This is a genomic window from Nakamurella alba (assembly GCF_009707545.1).
Classification (GTDB): domain Bacteria; phylum Actinomycetota; class Actinomycetes; order Mycobacteriales; family Nakamurellaceae; genus Nakamurella; species Nakamurella alba.
Map to the genome: position 1 here is coordinate 121,387 of NZ_WLYK01000002.1, position 24,543 is coordinate 145,929.

General features: G+C 71.5%; 16 protein-coding genes. 6 read left to right on the forward strand and 10 right to left on the reverse strand.

Annotation, left to right across the window (positions count from 1 at the left end; genetic code table 11):
* Positions 1-22: 22 nt before the first annotated feature.
* Positions 23-973 carry a glycosyltransferase family 2 protein gene (locus GIS00_RS09195; protein ID WP_322097763.1) on the reverse strand — a complete coding sequence of 317 codons (951 nt, stop codon included), beginning with the start codon at positions 971-973 and terminating at the stop codon, positions 23-25.
* A 135-nt stretch (positions 974-1,108) separates the two neighbouring features.
* Between GIS00_RS09195 and GIS00_RS09200 the strand changes: the two genes are divergently transcribed.
* Together GIS00_RS09200 and GIS00_RS09205 are read left to right on the forward strand one after the other, a co-directional pair.
* Positions 1,109-3,451, forward strand: a complete 2,343-nt coding sequence (locus GIS00_RS09200; RefSeq protein WP_196073197.1) for a DUF2142 domain-containing protein — start codon at positions 1,109-1,111, stop codon at positions 3,449-3,451.
* Positions 3,452-3,521: 70 nt separating this feature from the next.
* Complete coding sequence (locus GIS00_RS09205; protein ID WP_230313352.1) at positions 3,522-4,226, forward strand: class I SAM-dependent DNA methyltransferase; 705 nt, start codon at positions 3,522-3,524, stop codon at positions 4,224-4,226.
* A gap of 92 nt (positions 4,227-4,318) precedes the next feature.
* On the opposite strand, the gene GIS00_RS09210 is transcribed toward GIS00_RS09205, so the two are convergent.
* From GIS00_RS09210 to GIS00_RS09230, 5 genes are all read right to left on the reverse strand, one after another.
* Positions 4,319-5,113 carry an ArsR/SmtB family transcription factor gene (locus tag GIS00_RS09210; protein WP_154768145.1) on the reverse strand — a complete coding sequence of 265 codons (795 nt, stop codon included), beginning with the start codon at positions 5,111-5,113 and terminating at the stop codon, positions 4,319-4,321.
* 187 nt (positions 5,114-5,300) lie between these two features.
* Positions 5,301-6,764 carry an alginate O-acetyltransferase AlgX-related protein gene (locus GIS00_RS09215; RefSeq protein WP_154768146.1) on the reverse strand — a complete coding sequence of 488 codons (1,464 nt, stop codon included), beginning with the start codon at positions 6,762-6,764 and terminating at the stop codon, positions 5,301-5,303.
* A 12-nt stretch (positions 6,765-6,776) separates the two neighbouring features.
* Positions 6,777-8,216: an MBOAT family O-acyltransferase gene (locus GIS00_RS09220; protein ID WP_322097764.1), complete on the reverse strand. Its 1,440-nt coding sequence runs from the start codon at positions 8,214-8,216 to the stop codon at positions 6,777-6,779.
* A gap of 172 nt (positions 8,217-8,388) precedes the next feature.
* Positions 8,389-9,429, reverse strand: coding sequence for a glycosyltransferase family 2 protein (locus GIS00_RS09225; protein ID WP_154768147.1), 1,041 nt, complete (start codon positions 9,427-9,429; stop codon positions 8,389-8,391).
* The gene (locus tag GIS00_RS09230) at positions 9,426-10,526 is read right to left on the reverse strand and encodes a glycosyltransferase family 4 protein (RefSeq protein WP_154768148.1); all 1,101 of its coding nucleotides are present in this window, start codon (positions 10,524-10,526) and stop codon (positions 9,426-9,428) included. The genes GIS00_RS09225 and GIS00_RS09230 overlap by 4 nt, the downstream gene beginning before the upstream one ends.
* Before the next feature lie 327 nt (positions 10,527-10,853).
* Between GIS00_RS09230 and GIS00_RS09235 the strand changes: the two genes are divergently transcribed.
* From GIS00_RS09235 to GIS00_RS09250, 4 genes are all read left to right on the forward strand, one after another.
* Entirely contained in the window at positions 10,854-11,624 is a 771-nt protein-coding gene (locus GIS00_RS09235) for an ABC transporter permease (protein ID WP_196073198.1), read from the forward strand.
* Positions 11,621-12,952, forward strand: coding sequence for an ABC transporter ATP-binding protein (locus tag GIS00_RS09240; RefSeq protein ID WP_154768150.1), 1,332 nt, complete (start codon positions 11,621-11,623; stop codon positions 12,950-12,952). Before GIS00_RS09235 ends, GIS00_RS09240 begins: the two co-directional genes overlap by 4 nt.
* A 79-nt stretch (positions 12,953-13,031) precedes the next feature.
* Positions 13,032-16,943: a rhamnosyltransferase WsaF family glycosyltransferase gene (locus GIS00_RS28900; RefSeq protein ID WP_154768151.1), complete on the forward strand. Its 3,912-nt coding sequence runs from the start codon at positions 13,032-13,034 to the stop codon at positions 16,941-16,943.
* Between the two features lie 48 nt (positions 16,944-16,991).
* Entirely contained in the window at positions 16,992-18,395 is a 1,404-nt protein-coding gene (locus tag GIS00_RS09250; RefSeq protein WP_154768152.1) for a glycosyltransferase family protein, read from the forward strand.
* A gap of 210 nt (positions 18,396-18,605) precedes the next feature.
* On the opposite strand, the gene GIS00_RS09255 is transcribed toward GIS00_RS09250, so the two are convergent.
* The 4 genes from GIS00_RS09255 to rfbB all read right to left on the reverse strand — a co-directional run bounded on the left by GIS00_RS09255 (position 18,606) and on the right by rfbB (position 24,327).
* Positions 18,606-19,700 (reverse strand): CAP domain-containing protein, encoded by a 1,095-nt coding sequence (locus GIS00_RS09255; protein ID WP_154768153.1) that lies wholly within the window; start codon positions 19,698-19,700, stop codon positions 18,606-18,608.
* A gap of 826 nt (positions 19,701-20,526) precedes the next feature.
* Positions 20,527-21,987: a CAP domain-containing protein gene (locus GIS00_RS09260; protein WP_154768154.1), complete on the reverse strand. Its 1,461-nt coding sequence runs from the start codon at positions 21,985-21,987 to the stop codon at positions 20,527-20,529.
* Positions 21,988-22,432: 445 nt separating this feature from the next.
* The gene (gene rfbD / locus GIS00_RS09265) at positions 22,433-23,314 is read right to left on the reverse strand and encodes a dTDP-4-dehydrorhamnose reductase (RefSeq protein WP_322097765.1); all 882 of its coding nucleotides are present in this window, start codon (positions 23,312-23,314) and stop codon (positions 22,433-22,435) included.
* Between the two features lie 17 nt (positions 23,315-23,331).
* Positions 23,332-24,327: a dTDP-glucose 4,6-dehydratase gene (rfbB, locus tag GIS00_RS09270; protein ID WP_154768155.1), complete on the reverse strand. Its 996-nt coding sequence runs from the start codon at positions 24,325-24,327 to the stop codon at positions 23,332-23,334.
* Positions 24,328-24,543: the final 216 nt, after the last annotated feature.

Genomic DNA, 24,543 nt, shown 5'->3' on the forward strand with positions numbered 1-24,543 from the left:
TTCCGCCAGGACGCCACAGACCCTACCGGGGCGCCTCCGCCGGGACGTCCCTGGGCAACGCCGCACCACCCGCAATGTGCGGGGACCGGCGGGCGAGCGCGGCCCGCACGGCGAGCCCGGCGCGGAGCGCCCCGCGCAGCGGCGCCTGGTACCAGCGGTGGTAGCGGCGGGAGAGGTAGCGGTAGGCGCTGCGGTGGTGGGCGTCGACCATCGGCCCCGGATCCCGGCCCGTCGCGTGGCCGCCGGTGTGCACCGCCCGGGCCGTCGGGACGTAGACGTTCGCCCACCCGGCCCTCCCCAGCCGCTCCCCCAGGTCCACGTCCTCGAAGTACATGAAATAGCCCGGGTCGAACCCACTGACCTGCTCGAACGCCGGCCGCCGCAGCAGCAGGCAGGCGCCGGACAACCAGCCGGCGGTGCGCTCGACCGGGGTGTCGTGGTCGCGGCGGTAGGCCCGGGTCCACGGGTTGCCCGGCCAGCACCAGCCCAGCAGCGCATGACCGAGACCGGTGGTGATCGACGGCAGCATCCTGGCGGAGGGGTAGACGACCCCGTCGGCGGTGGTCAGCAGCGGCCCGACCGCACCGGCCTGCGGGTGCCGGTCCAGGGCCGCGCAGAGTTCGGTGATCGCACCGGGCGCGAGCACCACGTCCGGATTGACCACCAGCACGGCCGGGATCCGCCGGTCCAGCACGGCGACACCGGCATTGGCCGCGGACCCGTAGCCGAGGTTGCCGCCCATCGCCAGCAGGGTCACGTCCGGCGCGGCCGCCGCGGCCTGCACCGATCCGTCGGTGGACCCGTTGTCGGCCAGCACCACCGGGGTGCCGGCAGCGGCCCCGGCGGCCGGCAGGCAGGACAGCAGGGAGGTGAGGGCATCGCCCGGCGAGTAGGTGACGACCACCACCGCGAGGGCCGGTGCGGGGTGCTCCGGGCCGGATCCGGCGTCATGGTCCGGCAGCGGGGTGGTCACGGTCGCACCTTTCGTCCGGACGGTCCCGGCTGCACCAGTTCTGGGTCATCGCCGCTGGTCCGGGGCCTGCGAAACGGGCACCGGACAGGCTCGCGGCACACCGGGAACGACGTCCCGGACTGCTATCTTCACCTCGTGCCAAGCCAGCCCAGCGACGACAGTACCGACGATATCGCCACTGCCCACTCGGACCGTACTGCCGGGCAGGGCGACCCGCAGACCGCCGGGACCACCGGCCCCGGGCCGGCCGAACTGCCCACTGCAGAGCTCCCGGTGACCCCGGTGCAGCCCGGCGGGACCGCCGACAGCGCCGGGACTGTCGAGAACGCCGGTACCGGCGGAACCGCCGAGGACACCGGCACCCCGGCCCCGTCGCCCGACCGGCCGGCGGACGGCGCCGGCGAACAGCCGCCGATGCCGTTGCCGACGCCGTTGCCCCGGCTGACCCCGCCCGCGCCGCTGCCCGGGCCGGATCTGCAGAAGTCCGACCGGCAGGTGTCGGAGCAGCCCACCGCACAGTTGCCGGTCGTCCCTGCCGGGGTCGACGGACCCGGCACCGCGGCCGGACGGACGGACGACCGGTCGGCCACCCAGGTGCTCCCCGCGGTGTCCGGCAGCTCCGCCCCGGGGGCGAACCCGGATCCCGCCGCCACGACGGTGCTGTCGCCGGCGCTGCCCACCACGGTGGCGGCCAGCCCGGCCGACACCGCACCGACGACCGAGATGCGCCTCGGCCACCGCGAGTTCATGGCCGGCACCGCAGCAGGCGCGCCGGCCCCGGTGAAGGAGCGCAAGGCCGTCACCGGCCGGCTGTTCGCCTGGGCCGCGACGTTCCTGATGGCCGCGCTCTCGCTGGCGTTCCTGGTGAACACCCCGCCGTTCTACGCGGCGGACGAGGCCTACCAGTTCGACCGGGTGATGGCCGCCGAGCACGGCGACATCCTGGTCACGCCGGGCGAGTTCCGGATCAGCGTCGGCGGGGCGTCGATCCAGCCGGTGCTGCTGTCCGGCCTGGTCAACCTGGGCCGCACCAACATGGCCGACTACACCCCGATGATCCGGTCGGAGCGGCCGTCGTACAACGAGGCCGGCGGCAACGACCGCAAGGCCGACGCCCCGACCAACTACATGTCGCAGCACCCGCCGCTCTACTACGCGCTGATGGGTGCGGTCACCTACCTGATCCCTGGCGCCGACGACCAGCCCGCCGACCTGGTGCTGTTCATCCTGCGTGGCTTCAACATCCTGCTGCTGCTGCCGCTGCCGTTCCTGTTCCACCTCGCCGCCCGGCGGTTCGTCGGACCCGGGGCGGCGGCCAACGCCGCGGCCTTCCTGCCGCTGCTGGTCCCCGGCCTGCTGCGCGGGGCGGCCACCCTGAACAACGACAACCTGGCGATCCTGGTCGGCGCGGCCGCGGCCTACTGCTGCGTGCGGATCATGCTCGGCGACCGTTCGGTGAAGATCGCGGTCTGGGTCTCGCTGCTCTGCGTCGCGGCATCGCTGACCAAGGGCACCGTCGTGTTCGCGATGCTGATCGTGCCGATCGCCTACATCGTGCAGTTGATCCGGCTGCGCCGCTGGCCGCCGGCGAAGACCCTGGTGACCCTGGTCATCGGGGCCGTGCTCACCGGGGCGTGGTGGATCACCAACTACATCCGGTTCGGCGTGGTGCAGCCCGAGGGCGCGTCCGCCGAGCAGGCCCTGGCCTTCGGCCCGCCGCGGCCGGACGGCGTGCCGATGGACATGGACCGGTTCTGGACCAAGGTCTTCGAGGTGATGACCGCGCGGTTCTGGGGGTCCCTCGGCGTGCTGGAGCCGCCGGCGCCGCCGCTCTGGGGCACCATCACGCTGTGCGCGATCGTCGTGGTGTCGGCGATCCTCGTCACGGCCCTGCTGGCGCAGCGCCGGTTGCTGCTGTTCGCCTTCTACCTGCAGTTCGTGCTGCTGGCGGCGTCGATCGTCTACGAGAGCTACTCGAGGTACCGCACCTCGCTGGGTATCGCGGGTCTGCAGGGGCGCTACTACTACCCGCTGCTGTTCGCCGTCGTCTTCCCGGTCGCCGTGGCGATCGCCTGGCTGCTGCGGGGCGGCGCCCGGTGGACGCCGGTGGTGACGGCCGTGCTCGGCACCGCGGTGTCGATCTGGTTCCTGCTGATCATGGCGTTCTGGCTGTGGATCCCGTTCGAGGACGCGGTCACCCCGGGCACCATCAGCGCCGGCGTCCGCCGGTTGATCGCCTTCGGTCCGCTGCCCGGCGTGCTCACCGCCGGGCTGCTGGTGCTGATCGCCGTGCTGCTCGTGCTCGGTCTGTTCCTGACGATCCGCGGGGCGATCCGCAGCGCGCCCACCCGCTTCTCGACCGAGTACCGGGCCGAGCTGGACCGGGCGGCGGCCGAGAAGGACGCGCAGCGCACGGACGAGACCCCGGACGGCCCCGGCCCGGCCGGTGCGCCCGCGCAGGTGCCCGCGGCGCTCTGAGGTCGGTGGCGGGACGTCGGTGGCGGCCGGTGCGGACCTCGCTGTCGGGGCCTCCTGCGATGCTGCCGGCATGAGCGACGCCGACCGCAGCGACACGGACCGCAGCGACGCGGACCGCGGCGATATGGACCGCGGCCACGCCGCCCGCACCCGGCAGTCCTACGACACCGTGGCGGAGGCGTACGCCTCACTCACCCGGGACGCGGTCACCGAGCAACCGGTGCTGGCCGCGGTGCTCGGGATGTTCGCGCACCTGTCCCGGGCGGCCTGGCAGTCGGACGGCCCGCCGCCGGTGCTCGACATCGGCTGCGGTCCCGGTCATTTCGCCGGTCACCTGGACGGTCTGGGACTGGCGGTCACCGGCATCGACCTCTCCCCCGGGATGATCGGCATCGCCCGGCGGGACCACCCCGGGCCGCGGTACGCGGTCGGATCGATGACGGCGCTGCCGTGCCCCGACGCCGCCGCGATCGGCGCACTGGTGTCCTGGTCGATCATCCACGTGCCGGACCAGCAGCTGGATCCGGTCGCCGGCGAGCTGCGTCGGGTGGTGCAGCCGGGCGGGATCGTGGCCGTGGGCTTCCATGTCGGGGACCGGACGAACCACAGGACCGAGGGGTACGGTGGCCTGCCGATGGATCTGGATGTGCACCTGCGTCCGGTCGAGGTGATGTCGGATCTGTTGCAGCGCCACCACTTCCACATCGAGGCGACGATGCTGCTCGACCCCGGGCGAGCCACGCCCGGCGGCGTGGTGCTGGCCCGCCGGACCTGATCCCCCGGACGACCCGGTCGGACCGACGTCGGCCGGGAACGATCGGACCGCCGCCGGCCGCCCTCGACATCCCGTCCGCCGGACCGCGCCGATCAGGCCGGCACGGCACCGGTCTCCAGCAGGGTCTTGAGGTCGGAGAGCAGTTCCGGCCACCCGCCGCTGATCATCCCGCGCAGTTCGCCGTCGGCGTCCAGGTCGTCGTGCACGACCGTCAGCTTCACCTTGCCGTCCAGCTGCTCGATCTCGAAGGTGACCTTCGACCGCGGCTGTGCGAACAGCCGGGCCCGCTGGTCCTCGGGCATGTCGACCGTGGCGGCGAACTCGGGTGTCATCGTGTGGAAGGTGTACGAGAGCCGGTGCGGCGGTTCGGAGATCAGCACGACCTGCTCGGGATCGGCGATCCGCACCTTGTCCTGGACCGTCCACACCATCGGACTGCCCGCCTGCCAGTCGGTCTCGAACTCGACCTGCCAGTACTGCCGGGTGAACCCCGGATCGGTGATGGCCTGCCAGACCTGCTCCGGCGTGGCCCTGATGTAGCTGGTGTAGACGAAGGCGTCGGCGCCCATCGTGGTCTCCCCGTTCCCCTCGAGCCGGTCCGCGAGGGCGGCGAGCGTCTCGGCCCGCGGGATGTCGTAGCGCCGGACCCACCGCCGGAAGATCGCCGTGATCGGCCCGGCATCCAGGTGGTGCAGCTTCTCCCGGCCGCGGCGCATCGTGGTGACCAGACCGGCCGCCTCCAGCACCGCCAGGTGCTTGCTCACCGACTGCCGGGCCATGCCGAGCCCGTCGCCGAGCTCCCGCAGGGTCTGGCCGTTCCGGGCGTTCAGCCGGTCCAGCAGCTCCCGTCGCGCCGGATCGGCCAGCGCCCGGAACACCTCGTCCATCCGCAACCCCTCGCGAAAGGCAGCCGATCGGCTGCCTTTTCTGACAATAGGCACCCATCCGGCTGCCTGTCAACGGCAGGTGCGGAGCCGCGCGGTCACGGACGTCCTGCGACCGGTGAGCACCACCTCACCGTGTCGTGTCATCAGGAGTGGGACATCACCCGTGCGACAACGGGTTCCGGCCCGGTCAGCGGGGGTTGGCCTCGAGGGCGGCGACGAGGGCGTCGACGTTGGCCGGGCGGAGGATCGCCGCGGCGCCGCTGACGGCGTTGCGCTCGACCAGTTCCAGCACGACGGTGTCGGCCTGCACGGCACGGTTGGCCATCGAGGTGATGGCACCCTCCTGGGCCGCGGCGTTGTAGTTGATGTAGCTCACCGACGAGAAGTAGGGCACGACGTAGGGCACGCTGCTGGCCAGGAACGAGTCACCGAAGATCACCGTGTCCGGCTGGTAGAGCGTGGCCGGACCGTCGGTGGTACCGCGGATCTCCTGGAAGCTGTACCCGACCGTCGGCGCCTCGGCCGCGGTGATCGGCGCGCCGTCCAGGGACAGCTGGACGCCCGGCCGGTCCAGGGTGACCCCGGGGACGTCCTCGGTCTGCGGGGTGCCGAGCAGTGCGGACAGGTCGCCGCGCAGCGAGACGGTCCCCTCGACCGTGGCGGTGGTGTTGTCCAGCAGCGTCGGGTCGAGCGCGTCGGCCAACTGCTGCCCCATCACCGAGGCGCCGAGCGGGCCCCAGTGGGTGTCCAGCTTGCGCCACGCGGACTCCCCGGAGGACTGCTCCTTCTCCTGGACGGCCGGCAGCGGGTTCACCAGGGTGACCCCGTCCAGCTTGTCCGCAGCGGCCCAGAACTCGTCCCGCGCGGTGTCCATGCAGTCCCGGCCGGCGAAGGTGTCCGGCATGAACTCCGGTTCGGCGGCCGACTTGTCCGGCGCGACCACCAGCACGAAGTTCCGGCCGGAGGCCTTCACCGCGTCCGAGATCCGTTGCAGCGCATCGGCGGACTCCTGCGGCGTCATCGTCGGCTGGCAGGGCTCGGAGACGTCGCCGCCGACGAACAGCCAGCCGTCCTTGCCCTGCAGCACCCGCGGGTAGTTGATCTGCCCCGGGGTCGAGGTGGTGCCACCCGAGGACCCACCTCCCGGGACCTCGCCACCACCGCCGGGCACCGGGCCGATCTCGTCGGAGCGCTGCCCGTAGTTCGGCGGCTCCTTGAAAAGCCACTCGGAGATCTTGGTACCGGCCTTCACGGCCTCGGCGCGCAGCGGCAGGTGGTCGTTGGCCCAGGCCTGCAGCTCCGGGATGAACTCCCAGCCGGCGGAGACGGCGGGGAACTTCGTCAGCGGCCGGTTGTCGATCTCGGTGGCCCGGTTGCCGAGCACGAAGGCGGCGGCCGGCCCGAGGAAGAACACCGCGGCGACGACCAGCGGCACGATGTAGATCTTCGTCTGCCGGCGGCGGCCGGAGTGCTGCGCCTCCGGCGGGTCGGCGACCGGCTGCACCCCGGTGTGCGCCCGGGGGTGGTGCACCGGGTCGATGTCGTCACGGAGGCGGCGGGCCGCCTCGTCGGCAGCCGCGCCGGCGGCAGCACCCTGCCCAGCGGCGGGGCCGCTGTTCGCAGGTCCCTCGGGAGGGGTCGGGGAAGTCATCAGGACACCACCCTAGAACTGGAAGTAGAGGAAGGGGCTGAAAGTGCCGGCGGCGGCCGAGATGGCCGCGTAGGGCGCCAGCACGAACAGCACGACGTAGCGGAAGACGGCGGCCGGCCGCGACTTGTAGTCCTCGATGACCCGGCCCATCACCACCGACGCCGGCATCATCACCACCAGCAGGCCGATGACCAGCATGACCAGGCCCTGGTTGGTGGTCGCGGCGATCAGCGCGTCCGAGCGCCCGCCGGACACCGGCCAGAACATCGCCCGCAGGAACGCCCAGGCCTGGTCCATGTCGACGGCCCGGAAGAACACCCAGCCGACGATCACCAGCAGCATGGTGACGACCCGCCGGATCACGTCCTCGACCACCGACTTCGGGTCACGGGTGCCCAGCCCGGTCAGCCGCTCGATGACCATCAACAGGCCGTGGTAGGCGCCCCAGACGACGAAGGTCCAGGCCGCCCCGTGCCAGAACCCGGTGAGCAGGAAGATGATCGACAGGTTGACGTAGGTCCGGATCGGACCCTTCCGGTTGCCGCCGAGCGGGATGTAGACGTAGTCGCGGAACCAGCGGGACAGCGACATGTGCCAGCGCCGCCAGAAGTCGGTGATGCTGTTCGCGGAGTACGGCCGGTTGAAGTTCTCCGGGAGCCGGAAGCCGAACATCAGGCCCAGACCGATGGCCATGTCGGAGTAGCCGGAGAAGTCGAAGTAGATCTGGACCGTGTAGGCGAGCGCACCGATCCAGGCGGTGGTGGTGGTCAGGTCGCCGTTCGACGTGGCGAACGCGCCGTCGGCGATCACCGCCACCGAGTCGGCGATGATCACCTTCTTGCTCAGGCCCAGCGCGAACCGGGAGAAGCCCCGGGAGATGTCGGCGAGCCGGTCCCGGTCGGTGTCGGCCAGCTGCGCGGAGATCTCGTGGTACCGGACGATCGGGCCGGCGATCAGCTGCGGGAACATGCCGATGTAGGTGACGAACTGGACCGGGCTCTTCTGCGCGCGGCGCGAGTGCCGGTACACGTCGATCACGTACGACATGTGGTGGAAGGTGAAGAACGAGATGCCGATCGGCAGGGCCAGCGAGATGATCGCGGTGCTGCCCAGGCCCAGCGACTCGGACAGCGAGTTGACCTGCTGGGAGAGGAATCCGGCGTACTTCCAGATGCCGAGGATGGCGACGTCGGCGATCAGCGTGAGGATCAGCAGGGTCTTGCGGCGGCGCTGCTGGTCGGCCAGCTTGTCGGAGTCGATCACGATGCCGGCGGTGAAGTTCAGCACCATGCAGGCCAGCAGCAGCCAGATGTAAGGGCCGGCGCCCCACGTGTAGAAGAAGAGGCTGGCGATCGAGATCAGGCCGTTGCGCCAGTGGCGCGGCAGGACCAGGTACAGCACCAGCACCGTGGGCATGAAGAACCACAGGAAGACCGGGGCGACAAAGGACACGCTGAACCCTTCGACTCTCGCAGGCCCCGCGGTCCCGTTCGGGTACCGGCGGAGCCACACCTACGCCGACGGAGCCGCGTCCAACGACGGGCCGCCCCGGATCACCGGTCCCGACCCCGGAACACGGTGTCGCACGGCGCAACCGGCCCGTTCACGACCGCGTCGGACCCTATCACCGACCCGGGTGATGCCCCTGTTCCCGCAGCGTGCCCCGGATGCCCTCGCCCAGCACGGCACCACGGCCGCGGACCGCGATCGCGGAGATCCGGCCCCGGCCGCGCAGCAGTCGGGGCAGCGCCCGCAGGGTCTCCAGCAGCACCCCGACCCGCAGGCCGACCCGGAAGTTCGGGTGGTCGGCGGCCGCCTGCCGGGCGTCCGCGCGCAGCCGCTGTCGCAACGCGAGCGACGCGGTGGTGAGGACGAAGCGGACCAGCCCGGTCAGCGCGAAGGTCAGCGGGGCGCAGCGCAGCAGTGTCCACAGCCGGTTGCGCTCGTTGTGCCGGTGGAACAGCTCGGACCGCCGGTCGGTGGTGGCGGCGTGGTGGTGCAGCACCCGGCTCCCCGGGACCCGCCGGATCGTCCAGCCGGCCAGCCGCAGCCGCCAGCCGGTGTCCAGGTCCTCGTAGTAGAGGAAGTACTCGGCGGGGAAACCGCCGACGGCCCGGACCGCATCGGTGCGCAGCAGCGCGGCACCGCCGCAGAAGCCGAACACCTCCACCGGCCCCACCGGGACCGCGTCCGCCGGGGTGTCCGGCGCCAGGTCGACGCCGTAGCCGAAGGGCGTCAGGCCGGCCCCGGCGTTGTTGACCAGCTCCGGGTGGTCGAACTGCAGCATCAGCGAGGTCCAGGCGGCCGCGTCGGGATCGTCCCGGGCGACCGCGAGCAGCTGCGCCAGCCAGTCCGGGTCGGCGACCGCGTCGTCGTTGAGCAGGGCGACGAACCGGGTGCCGACCACCTGCAGCGCCGCCGCGACCGCTCCGGCGAACCCGAGATTGGCCGGGGTGCGCAGGATCTCGTCCGCCTGCAGGCGCGCGGCCAGCAGCTCCGCGGTGCCGTCGGTCGAGTGGTTGTCCACCACCAGCAGCCGGTGCGGCGCGCTCTGGGCGGCCAGCGAATCCAGGCACGGCTGCACCAGGTGGCGGCCGGCGTGGGTGACCACCACGACCGTGACGTCCGGGCCGGCGCCGGGTCCGGCGTTCACGACGTCGTTCATGACGCGGCTTCCCGGTAGGCGGTCAGGGTCCGGGCGACGCAGTCGTCCCAGGTGCGACCCAGGGCATGCCGCCGCACTGCGGCCGTGGCCGCCGGGCCGGGCGGATCGGTGAGGGTGGACAGCAGCGCCGCCGCCAGGGCCTCCGGATCCCCGGGCGGCACGAACAGCGCGTGCCCGCCCAGCACCTCGCGGGTGACCGGCAGGTCGGAGGCGATCACCGGTGCCCCGGCGGCCAGCGCCTCCAGCGGCGGCAGCCCGAATCCCTCGTACCGGGACGGGAAGGCGAACACCGACGCCGCGGCGACCACCGACGGCAGCACCGCCGCGTCCAGATATCCGGGCAGCACCACCCCGGGATCGGCACCGTGGGTGCCGGCCCCCCAGCCCTGCGGGCCGACCAGCACCAGCGGCGGCACCGACGGGTCCTCGCGCCGGGCCGCCGCGTGGGCGGCGATCAGCACGTCGAGCCCCTTGCGCGGTTCCAGGGTGCCGACCGCGAGCACGTACTCGGGCGGCAGGCCGAGGGCGGCGAGTTCCCCCGGCGAAGCGGGGACGGCGGCGGCCCAGCCCGGGTCCACCCCGAGCGGGGTGGCGATCGTGCGGTCCGCGACGTGCGGGTAGGCATCGGCCAGCTCGGCGGCCACCGCCGCCGAGGGGGTGAGCACCCGGGCCGCGTGCCGCAGACCGCGCGGCACCAGTTCGGTCAGCTCCAGCGAGGCGGCGTCCACCCAGTCCGGGTGCCGCAGGTAGGTGAGGTCGTGCACGGTCAGCACCCCGGCGCCACCCGGCACCGGGGGCAGCACGAAGTTGGTGCCGTGGAACACATCGGTCCGCCCGGCGAACAGCGCGGCCGGCAGCGGCAGGCCCGCCCGCCAGGCCCTGCGGGACAGCCGGGCCGGCACCGGGAGGTGCCGCCAGCCGGTCCCGGCCGGCAGGTCGGCCGGCGGCCCGCCGCCGCGGACGGTGAACGCGGTCGCCCGCAGCCGCACCTCGCCGGGCCGCGCGGCCAGCCCGGCGACCAGGTGCTGCACGTAGGTGCCGATGCCGGTGCGACGGCCGAGCAGGGGTGTGGCGTCGATCCCGACCTGCACGAACACCCTCCTCCTGGACCCGACGGGAGCGCCGACACCGGCTTCGGCGACCGGGCCGGCGGTGCCGGGTCCGGTATAGTCGCCGGTCGGCGCACCGTCGTCAACAGTAGAGAACGACCGGACCCGACCCCGCCGCTCCCTGTCCCCCGGTGACCTGCAGCTGCTCGTTCAGCGGTGGTCGCGAGTGCCGGGGAGCAGCACGGGAACAGCAGGTCGGAACGGGTCCACGAAGGATCGGCGGTCCCGACGCGGATCGCCGCGCGGGCACAGCAGACGGGATCGGATTCGGGTATGGCAGTTCGGGGAGCAACGCACCGGTCGTACGCGAATCTGGTGCGCAATTTCGCCTCCCGCGAGCTCAAGGGCCGGTTCAAGGGCAGCGCGCTGGGCTGGGCGTGGTCGCTGATCAACCCGCTGGCCACGCTCGCGGTCTACGCGACCATCTTCGGGTTCTTCCTCAAGTTCGAGCCGCCGACCGGCGGCAACGGCACCCTGCACAACTTCGCGATCTACCTGTTCACCGCGCTGGTGCTGTGGAACTACTTCTTCGCCGTGGTCACCGGCAGCATGGGCGCGCTGATCGGCGCCGGCCCGCTGATGAAGAAGATCTACTTCCCGCCGTGGACCCCGATCGTGGGCAGTGCCCTGGCCACGCTGACCCAGCTGGGCATCGAGCTCGGTCTGCTGGTGGTCGTCTACATCATCATCGGCAACATCTCGTGGACCGTGCTGCTGGTGCCGGTGCTGGTCGCGCTGCTCACGCTGTTCTCGCTGGGGCTCGGCTTCGCCCTGGCGATCCTGAACGCCAAGTTCCGGGACGTGAACTACATCGTCACCGTGCTGATGAACCTGCTGTTCTACTCGGCACCGATCATCTACCCGATCTCGCTGGTGCGGGAGCAGTACGCCCTGCACCCGTGGGCGAGGATCTACGAGTGGAACCCGCTCGTGCAGTTCGTGGAGGGGATGAAGGACCTGCTGTACAGCCTGAAGGCCCCGTCGCTGAGCAGCATGCTCTACATGGTGGTCGTCTCGGTCGGTGTCTTCGTGCTGGGTGCGTGGTTCTTCGACCGCACCTCGCGGGATGTGAGTGACGAGCTGTGAGCAGCGACATCGTCTCCGCCATCCCCGGGCCCGACGCGGTCACGGCGCCCGCCGACCGCGAGGTGGCCGAGCCGGCCGTCGTCGTCACCGGCGTCGGCAAGCGGTTCCGGCTGTTCGCCGACCGCCGCACGAACCTCAAGGAGATGTTCACCCAGCGCCGCCGCAAGACCCGGTACGAGGAGTTCTGGGCGGTGCAGGACGTCTCGCTGTCGATCCCCAAGGGGTCGACCTTCGGCCTGGTCGGGCACAACGGATCCGGCAAGTCGACCCTGCTGAAGCTGATCGCCGGCATCCACCGGCCGACCACCGGCACCATCACCTCCGTCGGCCGGATCTCGGCGCTGCTGGAGCTCGGCGCCGGCTTCCACCCGGAGCTGTCCGGCCGCGACAACATCTACCTCAACGGCGCGATCCTCGGCCTGTCCCGCAAGCGCATCGACAGCGCGATCGACGAGATCATCGAGTTCAGCGGCCTGGGCCACTTCATCGACGTGCCGGTGAAGGTCTACTCCTCCGGCATGTACGTCCGGCTCGGGTTCGCCATCGCGGTCACCCTGGACCCGGAGATCCTGGTCATCGACGAGATCATCGCCGTCGGCGACGAGGAGTTCCAGCGCCGCTGCTTCGACTACCTGCACCGGCTGCGCAAGCGCGGCGTCACGATCATCTTCGTGACCCACTCGATGGGCCTGGTGCAGCAGCTCTGCGACGGCGCCGCCTGGCTGGAGAACGGCCGGGTGAAGATCGTCGGGACCGCCGACGAGGTGGTCAACGCCTATCTGGACACGGTCAACGCCGCCGAGGCCGAGCGCCTCGAGGAGGAGCGGGCCGAGCAGGGCGGGGCCGACGGGGAGTCCGGGACCGCGAGCAGCAGCGGGGTGCACGACCGGGGCAGCGGCGAGGTCACAATCGACCGGCTGGAGTTCATCGACCGGCTGGGCCAGACCAGGACCACCGCGATCACCGGCGACCCATTGACCGTCCGGGTGCACTACAAGGCGCACACCCCCACCGACGAGGTGGTCTTCGGGCTGTCGCTGCGGCACGAGTCGGGCCCGGAGATCGCCGGGCCGAACACCCGGACCTCCGGTCACGGCCCCACCGCCGTGCACGCCGACGGGCACGTCGACTACGTGCTGGAGCCGCTCACGGTGAACCCCGGCAAGTACTACCTGTCGGCCGCCGCGGTCGACGCCAGCATGCTGCACGTCTACGACTATTGGTACGACGCCGGGGAACTCACCGTGCAGCCCGGTCACGGCCAGACCCAGGGCGGCCTGGTCGTCCTGCCCGGCAGCTGGAACCTGCCGGCCGCCGACCCGGCCTGAGCACCGCACCCGACACCAACCACCCAGCACCACCTGATCCCGCACGGCACGTCAGCAACAGCGAAGGGAATCCCCTGAAGTGAAGGTCAATCTCGGCAGCGGCCAGGCGTACATGCCCGGGTGGGTGAACGTGGACGCCAGCCCGGACGTGAAGGCCGACATCCACCTGGACGCGGCGGAGTTCGTCCGCCAGTACGGGGCGCAGGTCGAGCAGGTCTACATGGGTCACGTGCTGGAGCACGTGATGCCCGGGGACTCGCTCACCCTGCTGCGGCTGCTGAACGAGCGGCTGCCCGCCGGCACCGTCATCAGCGCGGTCACCCCGGACATGGGCGCCATCTGGGAGGCCTACAAGGCCGGCGAGATCGACTCCTACCAGCTGAACGCCGCGTTCATCTACTCCTACGTGCAGCCCTCGCACCACGTCTGGTGCTACGACCAGGAGTCGCTGCTCGAGCTGTTCCGCCGCGCCGGCTTCGTCGACGCCGAGCCGGTCGACCCGCACACCTGGGAGCCGGTGTTCCACAAGGACGGCGTCGAGTCCAAGTGGCAGACCGGCGTCCGGGCCACCGCCCGCGGCCTGGAGGGCGAGAAGAACGTCGCCCCGCCCGAGGTGGAGGCGCTCACCTGGGATCTCGTCGAGGCCGAGGTGGCCCGCCGGGAGAACAAGAAGGTCGGCGAGATCAGCACCCAGGAGCTGCTGCTGCACCGGCTGGAGGAGCTGCGCTCAGCGCTGGCCCGCGAGGCCGACCTGCGCGGCGGCTACCAGCAGGGCTTCGACGACGCCGCCCGGCAGCTGGAGGAGGCCCGCGCCGAGATCCGCGAGCTGCGCGAGCACGGCGTGACCGTCGGCGAGAAGGAGAAGCCCTTCGACCCGAACTCGACCCGCCCGGCCGTGCTGCCGACCAACGCGCCGGTGATCCCGCCGCCGGTGCACGTGGACCCGGCCGAGGTGCCGACCACCCTGCGCGGCAAGGTCCGCAAGGCCGTCGGGCAGAAGCTGCCGGAGGGGTCCCCGCGCCGGCGCAAGGCGAAGGCCGCGCTGGACGCCTACCGGGAGACCGTGGAGTACGGCCGCCGGCTCAAGCGCACCTGGGAGAGCCGCACCGTCGAGTCCGAGATCGCCGCCACCGAGGCCGCGATCGAGACGATGAGCTACGACACCTGGCTGGCCGGCCACCGGATCTCGGCCGATCAGGTCAAGGCGCAGAAGGACTGGGCCGAGGCGGTCGCCAAGAACGGCCGCATGCTGACCGTGCAGGTGCTGGTGCTGCCCGGCTCCGGTGATCTCGGCACCACCCTGGACAGCCTGGTGGCGCAGTCGTGGCCGGCCTGGACCGCGGCCGTCTGCACCCCGGCCTCGATCCCGTCGTCCTGGAGCGACAAGCGGATCAGCAACAGCGCCGTCGACACCGGATCGGTGTTCGACGCGGCCAACGCCAAGGTCGTCGCCGAGAAGGCCGACTACGTCATCGTTGTCCACGCCGGCGACACCCTGGAGCCGGACTGCCTGTTCACCATCGCCTCGGCCGTCCGCCGCGACCCGCTGCTGGAGCTGCTGGTCTGGGACGACGACGTGCGCGACGCCTCCGGGCACCGCAGCTCCCCGCACTTCCGGCCGTCCTGGTCGCCCGAGATGCTGCTGGGCGCCGACTACATCGGCACCGCGGCGGCGATCCGGCGCACGGCGTGGGAGTCGTCCGGCGGGCTGATCGAGAAGTTCGGCGACAGCGCCGGATGGAACCTGCTGCTGTCCCTGGACCTGACCGACGAGCGCGTGTTCCGGTCCTCCCGCGTGCTCGGCTCGGTCACCGCCCGGCGCGGACCGGACCCGGCCACCGCGACCACCGTCGTCCAGCACCACCTCGACGACAAGGGCATCCCGGCCACCGCCGAGCTGGTCGACCAGGTCGTCCGGGTGCGCTGGAGCATGCAGGACGCACCGAAGGTCACCGTGGTCATCCCGACCCGGCACAACCGCAAGATGCTCTCCACCTGCCTGCCGTCGCTGGCCCGGACCGACTACCCGGACTTCCACGTGGTGATCGTCGACAACGGCGGCCACTCCGCGGACAACGAGCGCTGGTACGAGGAGAACAAGGGCTCGCTGGACCTGAAGGTCATCTGGTGGACCGAGACCCCGTTCAACTACTCGGCGGTCAACAACGCCGGTGCGGCCGCCGGCGACGGCGAGGTGCTGGTCTTCCTCAACGACGACACCGAGCTGCTCGACCCGACCTGGATGCAGGAGCTGGTGGGCTGGGCCCGCCGCCCCGAGATCGGCGTGGCCGGCCTGCAGCTCATCGGCCCGGACGACGAGATCCAGCACACCGGCGTCATTCTCGGCCTCGGCGGGTTCGCCGATCACATCTTCGAGGGCACCCGCCCGCACGAGGACTCGATCTTCGGCCGCAACGACTGGTACCGGAACTCGCTCGCCGTCACCGGCGCCTGCATGGCGATGACCCGGGACTACTTCGACGAGGTCGGCGGGATGGACGAGCGGTTCATCCTGTGCGGCAGCGACGTCGCGATCGGGCTGGACTCGGTGCTGCGCGGCTACCGCAACGTCTGCTCGCCGTTCGGCACCATCCGGCACCTGGAGTCGGCCACCCGCGGCACCAACGTGCCGCACTGGGACTTCTTCATGAGCTTCTGGCGGTACAGCAGCTGGCTGTTCGGCGGCGACCCGTACTTCTCCCCCAACGTCTCGCTGTCCAGCCGCATCCCGGAGTTCCGGTCCGCGGCGGAACCGACGCCGCAGCAGCGGGTCTCGATCCCGCTGGGCCGCTCGTTCGAGGCCTTCCGGCAGACCACCACCGAGGCCGAGTCGAAGATGCTCTCGGACATGTGCCGGGCGCTGCCGATCGACGAGGCCGGCGTGAACGACCTGCACGCCCGCAACGCCGAGCCGTTCGACGTGAAGAGCATCAACTGGTTCATCCCGGACATCGACAGCCCGTTCTACGGCGGCATCAACACCGCGCTGCGGATCGCCGACGAGCTGGCCCGGGTGCACGGGGTGCAGAACCGGTTCGTGGTGTGGGGCGGCGGCAACGAGAACTTCGTCCGCTCCGCGCTGGCCTCGGCCTTCCCGGCCCTGCAGCACAGCGAGATCGTGTTCTACACGAACCCGAACGCCGCGACGCTGCAGTCGATCCCGTACGCCGACGTGTCGATCGCGACGCTCTGGGTGACCGCCTACGCGGTGACCCACATGCCGAACACCAAGCGGAAGTTCTACCTGATCCAGGACTTCGAGCCGATGTTCTACCCGGCGTCGACGCTCTACTCGCTGGCCGAGGAGACCTACAAGCTCGGCCTGTACGGGCTCTGCAACACCGACAACCTGCGGAAGATCTACGCCGACGAGTACGGCGGGAAGGGCATGTCCTTCACCCCCGCCGTCGACCCGGCGATCTTCCACGCCCGCGGCCGCGAGGAGCGGGTGGACGGCTCACCGGTCACCCTGTTCGTCTACGGCCGGCCCGGTCACTGGCGGAACTGCTGGGAGATGGCGGCTCTCGCCCTCGAGGAGCTCAAGGACCGGCTCGGCGACCGGGTGCGGATCGTCACGGCCGGCGCCTGGGCGCAGGGCGGCGGCGCCGAGATGGAGATCAAGCGGCTGGGTCTGCTCGACTACCGGGCCACCGGCGAGCTCTACCGGCACTGCGACGTCGGCCTGGCGCTGACCGTGTCCAAGCACCCGTCGTACCTGCCGCTGGAGCTGATGGCCTGCGGTGTGCCGATCGTGGCGTTCGACAACCCGTGGGGCTACTGGATCCTCGAGGACGGCAAGAACTCACTGCTGGCCAAGCGGACGGTCGACAGCCTGGTCGACCGGCTGGAGAAGGCGGTCGTGGACACCGAGCTGCGACGCAACATGCAGGCCGCCGCGCTGGAGTCCATCGCGGCCCGGCACAACGACTGGTCGGCGGCCATCTCGCCGATCTACCCGTACCTCTGCGATCCCGAGGGCAAGCGGGGCTGATCATCGACGCCGCAGCGCTCGCGGACGTGACCCGGTGCGGGTGACGGCGTGAGATCGACACGGCCCGCACCGGGAGATCCCTCCCGGCGCGGGCTGCTCACCATCACGGCCGAACAGGTCTCCGCACGGTTGGCCGGCCCGGCGATCCGGGCACTGGAGCTGTCCACCGCGGTCGCGGCGGCGGGGATCCCGGCCCGGGTGGTCTCGCTCGGCGCGGTGGAGACCGTCGAGCTGCCGCTGGGCGGCGTCCAGGTCGACACCGCGGACGCGGTCGACCTGCCGGCGCTGGTGGCCGCCGCCGGCTGCGTGCTGGTGCAGGGTGATGTGCTCGGCCTGCTCCCCTGGCTGGCCGGCACCGACGTGCCGATCGTCGTCGACGCCTACGACCCGTTCCACCTCGAGCAGCTGGAGCAGGCCCGCCCGGCCGGGGAGACCGGTCGCCGGGCGATCGTCCGGGACACGGTCACCAGCCTCAACCTCCAGCTGTCCCGGGCCGATCTGGTGCTCGCCGCCTCCGCGCGGCAACGGGACCTGTGGCTGGGCCACCTGGCGGCACTGGGCCGGATCAACCCGGTCACCTACGACGCCGCGCACGACCTCTCCGGCCTGCTGCGGGTGGTGCCGTTCGGTCTGCCCGACGCTCCCCCGGTCCGGTCCGCGCGGCCGGGTCTGCGTGCGGAGTTCCCGGAGATCGGCCCGGACGCCGTCGTGGCACTCTGGGCCGGCGGGCTGTACGACTGGTTCGACCCGGTGCTGGTGGTCGAGGCGGTGGCACGGCTGCGGTCCGGCGGCGCCGACGTGCATCTGGTGCTGCTCGGGGCGGCCCACCCGGTGCTGGGCGTCCCGTCGGCCGCGGAGGCCGCCGCCCGCGCCCGCGCGGTGGACCTGGGCGTCCTGGACGCCGGGGTGTGGTTCGCCGACCGCTGGTTGCCCTTCGCCGAACGCGCCGACTGGTTGCTGGAGGCCGACCTCGGCGTGCTCGCGCACCACGCCGGCGTGGAGGCCGAGTTCGCCTACCGCACCCGGCTTCTCGACCACCTCTGGGCCGGGCTGCCGACCGTGACCACCACCGGCGATCCGCTCGGCGGTGCGCTGATCGGGGCCGGGGCGGCGGTGGGTGCCGCACCGGGCGACGTCGACGGGTTCACCGCCGCCCTGGCCGCACTGCTGCCCGCCGTCGATCGCCTGTACGTCGCGACCGCCGCCCGGGCGCTCGTCCCGGCACACCGCTGGTCGGTGACCGCGGCGCCGCTGGTGGACTTCTGCCGCTCGCCGCGGCGGGCACCGGACCTGGTGCTCTCCCGTGCCCGGCGTGCCCAGCTCGGGCTGCGCACCCCCGGCCTCGACCGCTCCCTGCCCACCCGGCTGCGGGCGGCCCTGCTCGAGGGTGGGCCGCTGGTGCTGCTCCGCCGGGTGTCCGGCAGGCTGCGCCGGCTGCTGCCCGGCCGCTGACACCGGCAGCCCTGGTCGACCCGGCGCCGCCGCTGACTCCCGGGACGGCGGCAGCGGACCCTGCGCAACGGTTCCGACCGCCCGCCGGCGACATCCGCGCGCGGATCCCGGTTCCCACCGAGGACGACGACGGCCGGCCCGGGCTCGATGCCCGGACCGGCCGAGGGTCCTGGTGGTGCTGTGCCGTCCGGGCCGCGGGCCCGGCCCGGCTCACTTCTTCAGGTGGTTGTACGCCCCGCCGGAGCCGGCCTTGGCGATCGCGTTCTTGTCGACCACGGTGGTGGGCTTCACGCCGCCGACCGAGGACCACGAGCTCAAGTAGTGCAGCTTGCCCCAGAGGACGCGGTACACGGTGGACGAGCCGGAGGCGATGATGAAGGTCTCGTTCCGCGGGTACCAGAGCAGGTGGTTCCAGGCGCCGCCCTTGTTGGCGTAGCGGATGGCCGCCCCGTCGATCCAGGTGACCGACTTGACCCCGCCGAACTGCGCCCAGCTGGTGACGAAGATCGGTGCGCCACCGGCGATCCGGTAGACCACGCCGGTGCCGCGGTCCGCGACGAAGGTGCCGTCCCGCGGGTAGTCCGGGAGCTTGTTGAACTGGGCGGCGGTGAGCCGCTTGTAGGGCTGGATCCCACCGAAGCTGGTCCAGCTGGACACCACGACCGGTGCGCCACCGGCGATCCGGTAGTAGAGGCGGCTGCCCTCGTCGTAGACGAAGTCACCCTCCTTGACCGAGACGGTGGGGGTGGCCGACGGGGTGGAGACGACCTGGCCGGACTCAACCTTGTCGGTGAACTCGGTGGTGTTCCACAGGCCGCGGCTGCCGCCGACGGTGCCCATGCCGACGTAGCGGTAGGCGGAGCCGAGGATGTTGGCGCGGTGACCCGGCGAGGCCATGTAGGCGTCGAAGATCTCCTGCGCGGGGGTGGAGGTCGACGACGACCACGCCACGTTCTCGCCCCAGGTGGTGCGGTTGGACGCGCCGTTCTCGGCGACCTGGGTCCAGGCGTTCGGGTTGTGCGCCAGCTTGTAGCCGGTGGCGCCGGCGTTCATCTGGTTCGACCAGTACAGCGAGACCGAGGTCAGGCCGCGGGCCTCCTGCAGCGCCGGCAGTCCGCGGTCGGTGCGGGCCTTGTTGATCAGCGCGATCATCTGCTTGTCGAAGGAGACCATCTGGGGAGCCGCGGGCGCAGGCACCGGTGCCGCGTTCGACACCGCCGCCGGCAGCACGAGGGCCGCGATCAGAGTGGTCAGCACGACCAGGATGCGGCCGAGGCCGACCCGCGTCGATCCATTCACTGTCATCACCGATTCCGGGTTCGAGCGGCGTTACATCAGGCCGCTGAGGACCTACCCAGGGTAATGCGATAGCTACACAAGGTGATATAGCCAGCCCGGGTGATTCCGGAGCGTCACTGCCACGCTCCGTTCGCGACCCTGTGCCACGAGCCAGGCGGGCTCGGGACACCATGGTCCGACGGGCGCGGGAACGGCACCCGAATCGGCGGTCAAAGTATCACTCAGAGTGAGAAATGGCCGCATTGCGCTCTACAGATCGTGCTACTTGACACAATGCGTGCCCGATCCACTGCACTCCGAGAGCTAGACCGTCCGGGAATCGTCGGAGCGAACCCGGATCACCCGCGACCGTCGCGCAAGGCCGTGACACCCGGAATCCGCTCACGGACGGTGACATCGTCACGGATCACGGAACGATCACGGAAACGTCACGGCCTTCGGGCCTGCGACCTGCGGCGACAACGCTGTCAGCCGCCCCCTACCGGGGTCGGTCGGAGCACCGGCAGGGCAGACGAGTATGACCGTCGGAAGCTGTCCAGGGACCTGACGAGGGTTTCACACCACCCGTCCGGCGGATCGACGCCCGGGAGTGGGCCTTTCCCATCACACAGGGCCGGATGCGCAGCGCCGATCCGTCGATCACGGAGCGAGGACCTGAACCGGCTGCCGGACCGGGCACCGCGGGACAGCACGGGCCGGACGGGTCGACTCCGGGCACGCCTGGTCGGCAGCCGCAGAGCCGTGCGGGCGACAACGGGGTGTCATCGGCCGGGCGGACACGCGAACGGCCCCGGCGACACGAGGTCACCGGGGCCGTGATGCGGACCGGGCGCTACTTGCGCAGGTGGTTCCAGACGCTGCCGCGGCCGGCGTAGGCGATGGCGGCGTTGTCGACGACGGTGGTCGGCTTGACGCCGCCGACCGAGGCCCAGGACGTCACCGCGACCGGCTTGCCGGAGACGATCCGGTAGACCTTGTTGGTGGCCTTCGCCCGGACGTAGGTGGTGGTCTGCGGGTACCACAGCAGGTGGTTCCAGGAGCCGGCCTTGCCGCCGTTGGTCACCGTCAGCGGGTCGATGGTCACCGGGGACCCGGTCGTCCCGACCGCGGCCCAGCTGGAGACGTAGAGCGGGGCGCCACCGGCGATCCGGTACACCTTGCCGGCCGCCCGGACGAAGGTGCCGTCGGCAGGGCGGAAGCTCAGGTTGGCCCACCGGCCGGTGCCGGCCTTGGTCACTGCCGACGGATCGACGGTCACCGCGGACCTCGTGCCGCCGACCGCCGCCCAGGATGAGACGTACAGCGGCGCGCCGCCGACGAACTGGAAGACGCTGCCGGTCCCGGCCCGGACGAAGGTGTTGTCGGCCGGTGCCTTGCGCAGGTGCGACCAGACACCCGACTTCCCGGCGTTGGTGATCGCGGCCGGATCGACGGTCACCGCGGATCTCGTGCCGCCGACCGCCGCCCAGGAGGAGACGTACAGCGGTGCGCCACCGACGATCTGGTAGACCGCCCCACCGGCCCGGACGAAGGTGCCGTCCTTCGGGTAGGTGTTCAGCGCGCCGAACTCGGCGGTGGTCAGCGAGACGACGGGCTGCGCCCCGCCGACCGAGGCCCAGTTGGAGACGTAGACCGGCGCACCGCCGACGATCCGGTAGACCGCCCCACCGGCCCGGACGAAGATGCCCTCGACGACGTCCAGCACGGCGGCGCTGACCACCTGGCCGGTCTCCACCTTGTCGGTGAACTCGACCGTGTTCCACAGGCCTCGGGTGCCGCTGACGGTACCGACGCCGATGTACTTGTAGTCCTTGCCGAGGATGTTCGCGCGGTGCCCGGCCGACTTCATGTAGGCGTCGAAGACCTGCTGGGCGGTGCTGGTGGACGTCGAGGCCCAGGCCACGTTCTCGGCCCAGGAGGTCCGCGAGGAGGCGCCGTTCTGGGCGACCTGGGTCCAGGCGTTCGGGTTGTGCGCCAGGGTGAACCCGGTGTCGCCGGCGTTCATCTTGTTGGACCAGTTGACGGCGACGGCGGTCAGCCCGCGGGCCTCGGCCAGGACCGGGAGGCCGTTGGCGGTCCTGGCCTGGTTGATGAGCACCAGCATCTGCTTGTCGAAGTCCACCTGCTGGGCCACCCGGGGCGCCACGGGCGCAGCGGCGGCGGGCAGCACGGCGGCGACGAGGGCGGCGATCAGGGTGGCGACGACCAGGAAGGTGCGGTGCAGACCGCTCCGATCACCGCGCTGCTCCGCCTTGCGCCCGGTCCGACCTGACGCGACTGACTCTTGACCCACCGTGATCACCGTTCCGGAACTCCGGCGGGTTGCTGACCCCCACCGCGCACTCCACTGAGGGTAGTTTTCTAGCTACACGCAGTCATAGTCCCTTGTCGGGTGATCGAGTCGGCCGTCCGGTGACCACTGATCGCAACGGTGTCCCGCCCGCTCCGGCCGGCCGTGCCACGACGGTGGGCCGCGACGCACCGTGACCGTCCCGTCCGGGGAACGGCTGTGACGGTCCGTGCGGAAGGTGTCACCGGACACAGCGACCCGGCCGGGTTCGCGGCATCCCCGCCCGGGGGTTCGTCACCCGTGCGGTCGGGCGGGGATCACCCGGCAGGAAAGGTCCCGGGTCACCGCTGGGGGGAACCGAGCGGGGACGACAGGACCCCCGGCCCAGGAGGGCGCGGGGGTCCTTGAGGTGTCGGGTCGGCCGGCGGCAGCGGTGCCGGCCGTGGGCTCAGGCGGGGCGGAAGGCCTCGCCGTGTGCGGCGAATGCGGCATCCAGTGCCTCGGCCCAGGGGCGCAGCGGGGTCAGCCCCGCCTGGTTCCAGGCCGAGGGCGACAGCACCGAGTAGGCCGGCCGCGGCGCCGGGCGCGGGAAGGCGTCCGTGGTCGTCGGATGCACCCGCTCCGGGTCGGCGCCGACGTGCTCGAACACCGCGCGGGCGAAGTGGAACCAGGTGGTCTCGCCGCCGCCGGTCGCGTGCAGCACGCCACCCGGGACGTCACCGAGGGCCAGTTCGACCAGGCCGGCGGCCAGGTCGGCCGACCAGGTCGGCGACCCCTGCTGGTCGTCGACCACGCTGACGGTGGGCCGGGAGGCGGACAGCGCAGCCATCGTCTTGACGAAGTTGCCGCCGGTCGCCCCGTACACCCAGGCGGTCCGCACCACGTGGGCGGCCGGGTGGGCGGCCAGCACGGCCTGCTCGCCCGCCAGCTTGGAGGCACCGTAGACACTCTTCGGCCCGGTCGGTGCGTCCACCTCGTAGGGCGCGGTGCCGTCGCCGGGGAAGACGTAGTCGGTGGAGACGTGGATCAGGCCGAGCCCGAAGGCCGCGGCGTGCAGCGCCAGGTACCCGGGGCCGTCCCCGTTGACCGCGAAGGCCCGGTCCTGGTCGGTCTCGGCGGCATCCACCGCGGTGTAGGCCGCGGCATTGATCACCACGGCGGGCAGGTCACCCGCCGCCGCGAACTGCTGCAGCGCCACCTCGACCGCGGCCGCATCGGAGATGTCGAGATCGGCGGAGCCGAGCCCGGTCGCCGGGATGCCGCGCAGCTCCGCGAGCGCCAGCAGGTCGGAACCGAGCTGGCCGCGGGCACCGGTGATCAACAGACGCACGAGAGGTGTCCCTGCGCTCAGCGGTCGATGGCCGAGCGGGCCTTCAGCGGCTCCCACCAGTCGCGGTGGTCGGCGTACCACTTGATGGTGTCGGCCAGGCCCTGGTCGAACGGCACCAGCGGCTGGTAGCCCAGCTCGTTCGCGATCTTGCTGATGTCCACCGAGTAGCGCTTGTCGTGGCCGCCACCGCGCGGGTCGTGGATCCGCTCGATGTAGCTCTCGTCGCGGCCGGTGGCCTCGATCAGCTTCTCGGTCAGCTCGGCGTTGGTCAGTTCGGTGCCGCCGCCGATGTTGTAGATCTCGCCGGCGCGGCCCTTGGACAGCACCAGCGCGATGCCTCGGCAGTGGTCGTCGACGTGCAGCCAGTCCCGGACGTTGGCGCCGGCGCCGTACAGCGGCACCTTCAGCCCGTCCATCAGGTTGGTGACGAACAGCGGGATGACCTTCTCCGGGAACTGGTACGGCCCGTAGTTGTTGGAGCACCGGGTGATCGCCACCGGCAGGCCGTGGGTCTTCGCGTAGGCGCGGGCGATCAGGTCGGACCCGGCCTTGGCGGCGGAGTACGGCGAGTTCGGCTCCAGCGGCTGCAGCTCGTCCCACGACCCCTCGTCGATGGAGCCGTACACCTCGTCGGTCGAGACGTGCACGAACTTCTGCAGCTTGGTGGCCAGCGCGGCCTGCAGCAGGGTCTGGGTGCCCAGCACGTTGGTCAGCACGAAGTCGGCGCCGCCGAGGATCGACCGGTCGACGTGCGACTCGGCCGCGAAGTGCACCACCGCGTCGACCTTGCCGACCAGCTCGGCGGTCAGCTCGGGATCGCAGATGTCGCCCTGGACGAACTCGTAGCGGTCGCTGTCCTCGACATCTGTCAGGTTGGCCAGGTTGCCCGCGTAGGTCAGCTTGTCCAGCACGATCACCTCGGCCCCGACCAGGTCGGGGTACTGATCTGCGAGGACGTTGCGGGTGAACGCCGAACCGATGAAGCCGGCGCCGCCGGTGACCAAGATGCGCATGGTCGGTCATTGTGCCGTATCCGGCGGGTGATCCCCCCATCCCGTGGAACAGCAGGGACGCAGAACCGGTCACATCCGTCGGGGATGGCACCGGACGACACCGGACGACGGGGGGTGACACGAACGGACTGCACCCCCGCGCCCTACCGCTACGCAACGGCGTCCCCGCCTACCCTCGATCCGGGGCAACCAGGTGACCGGACGACCGTCCTTGTT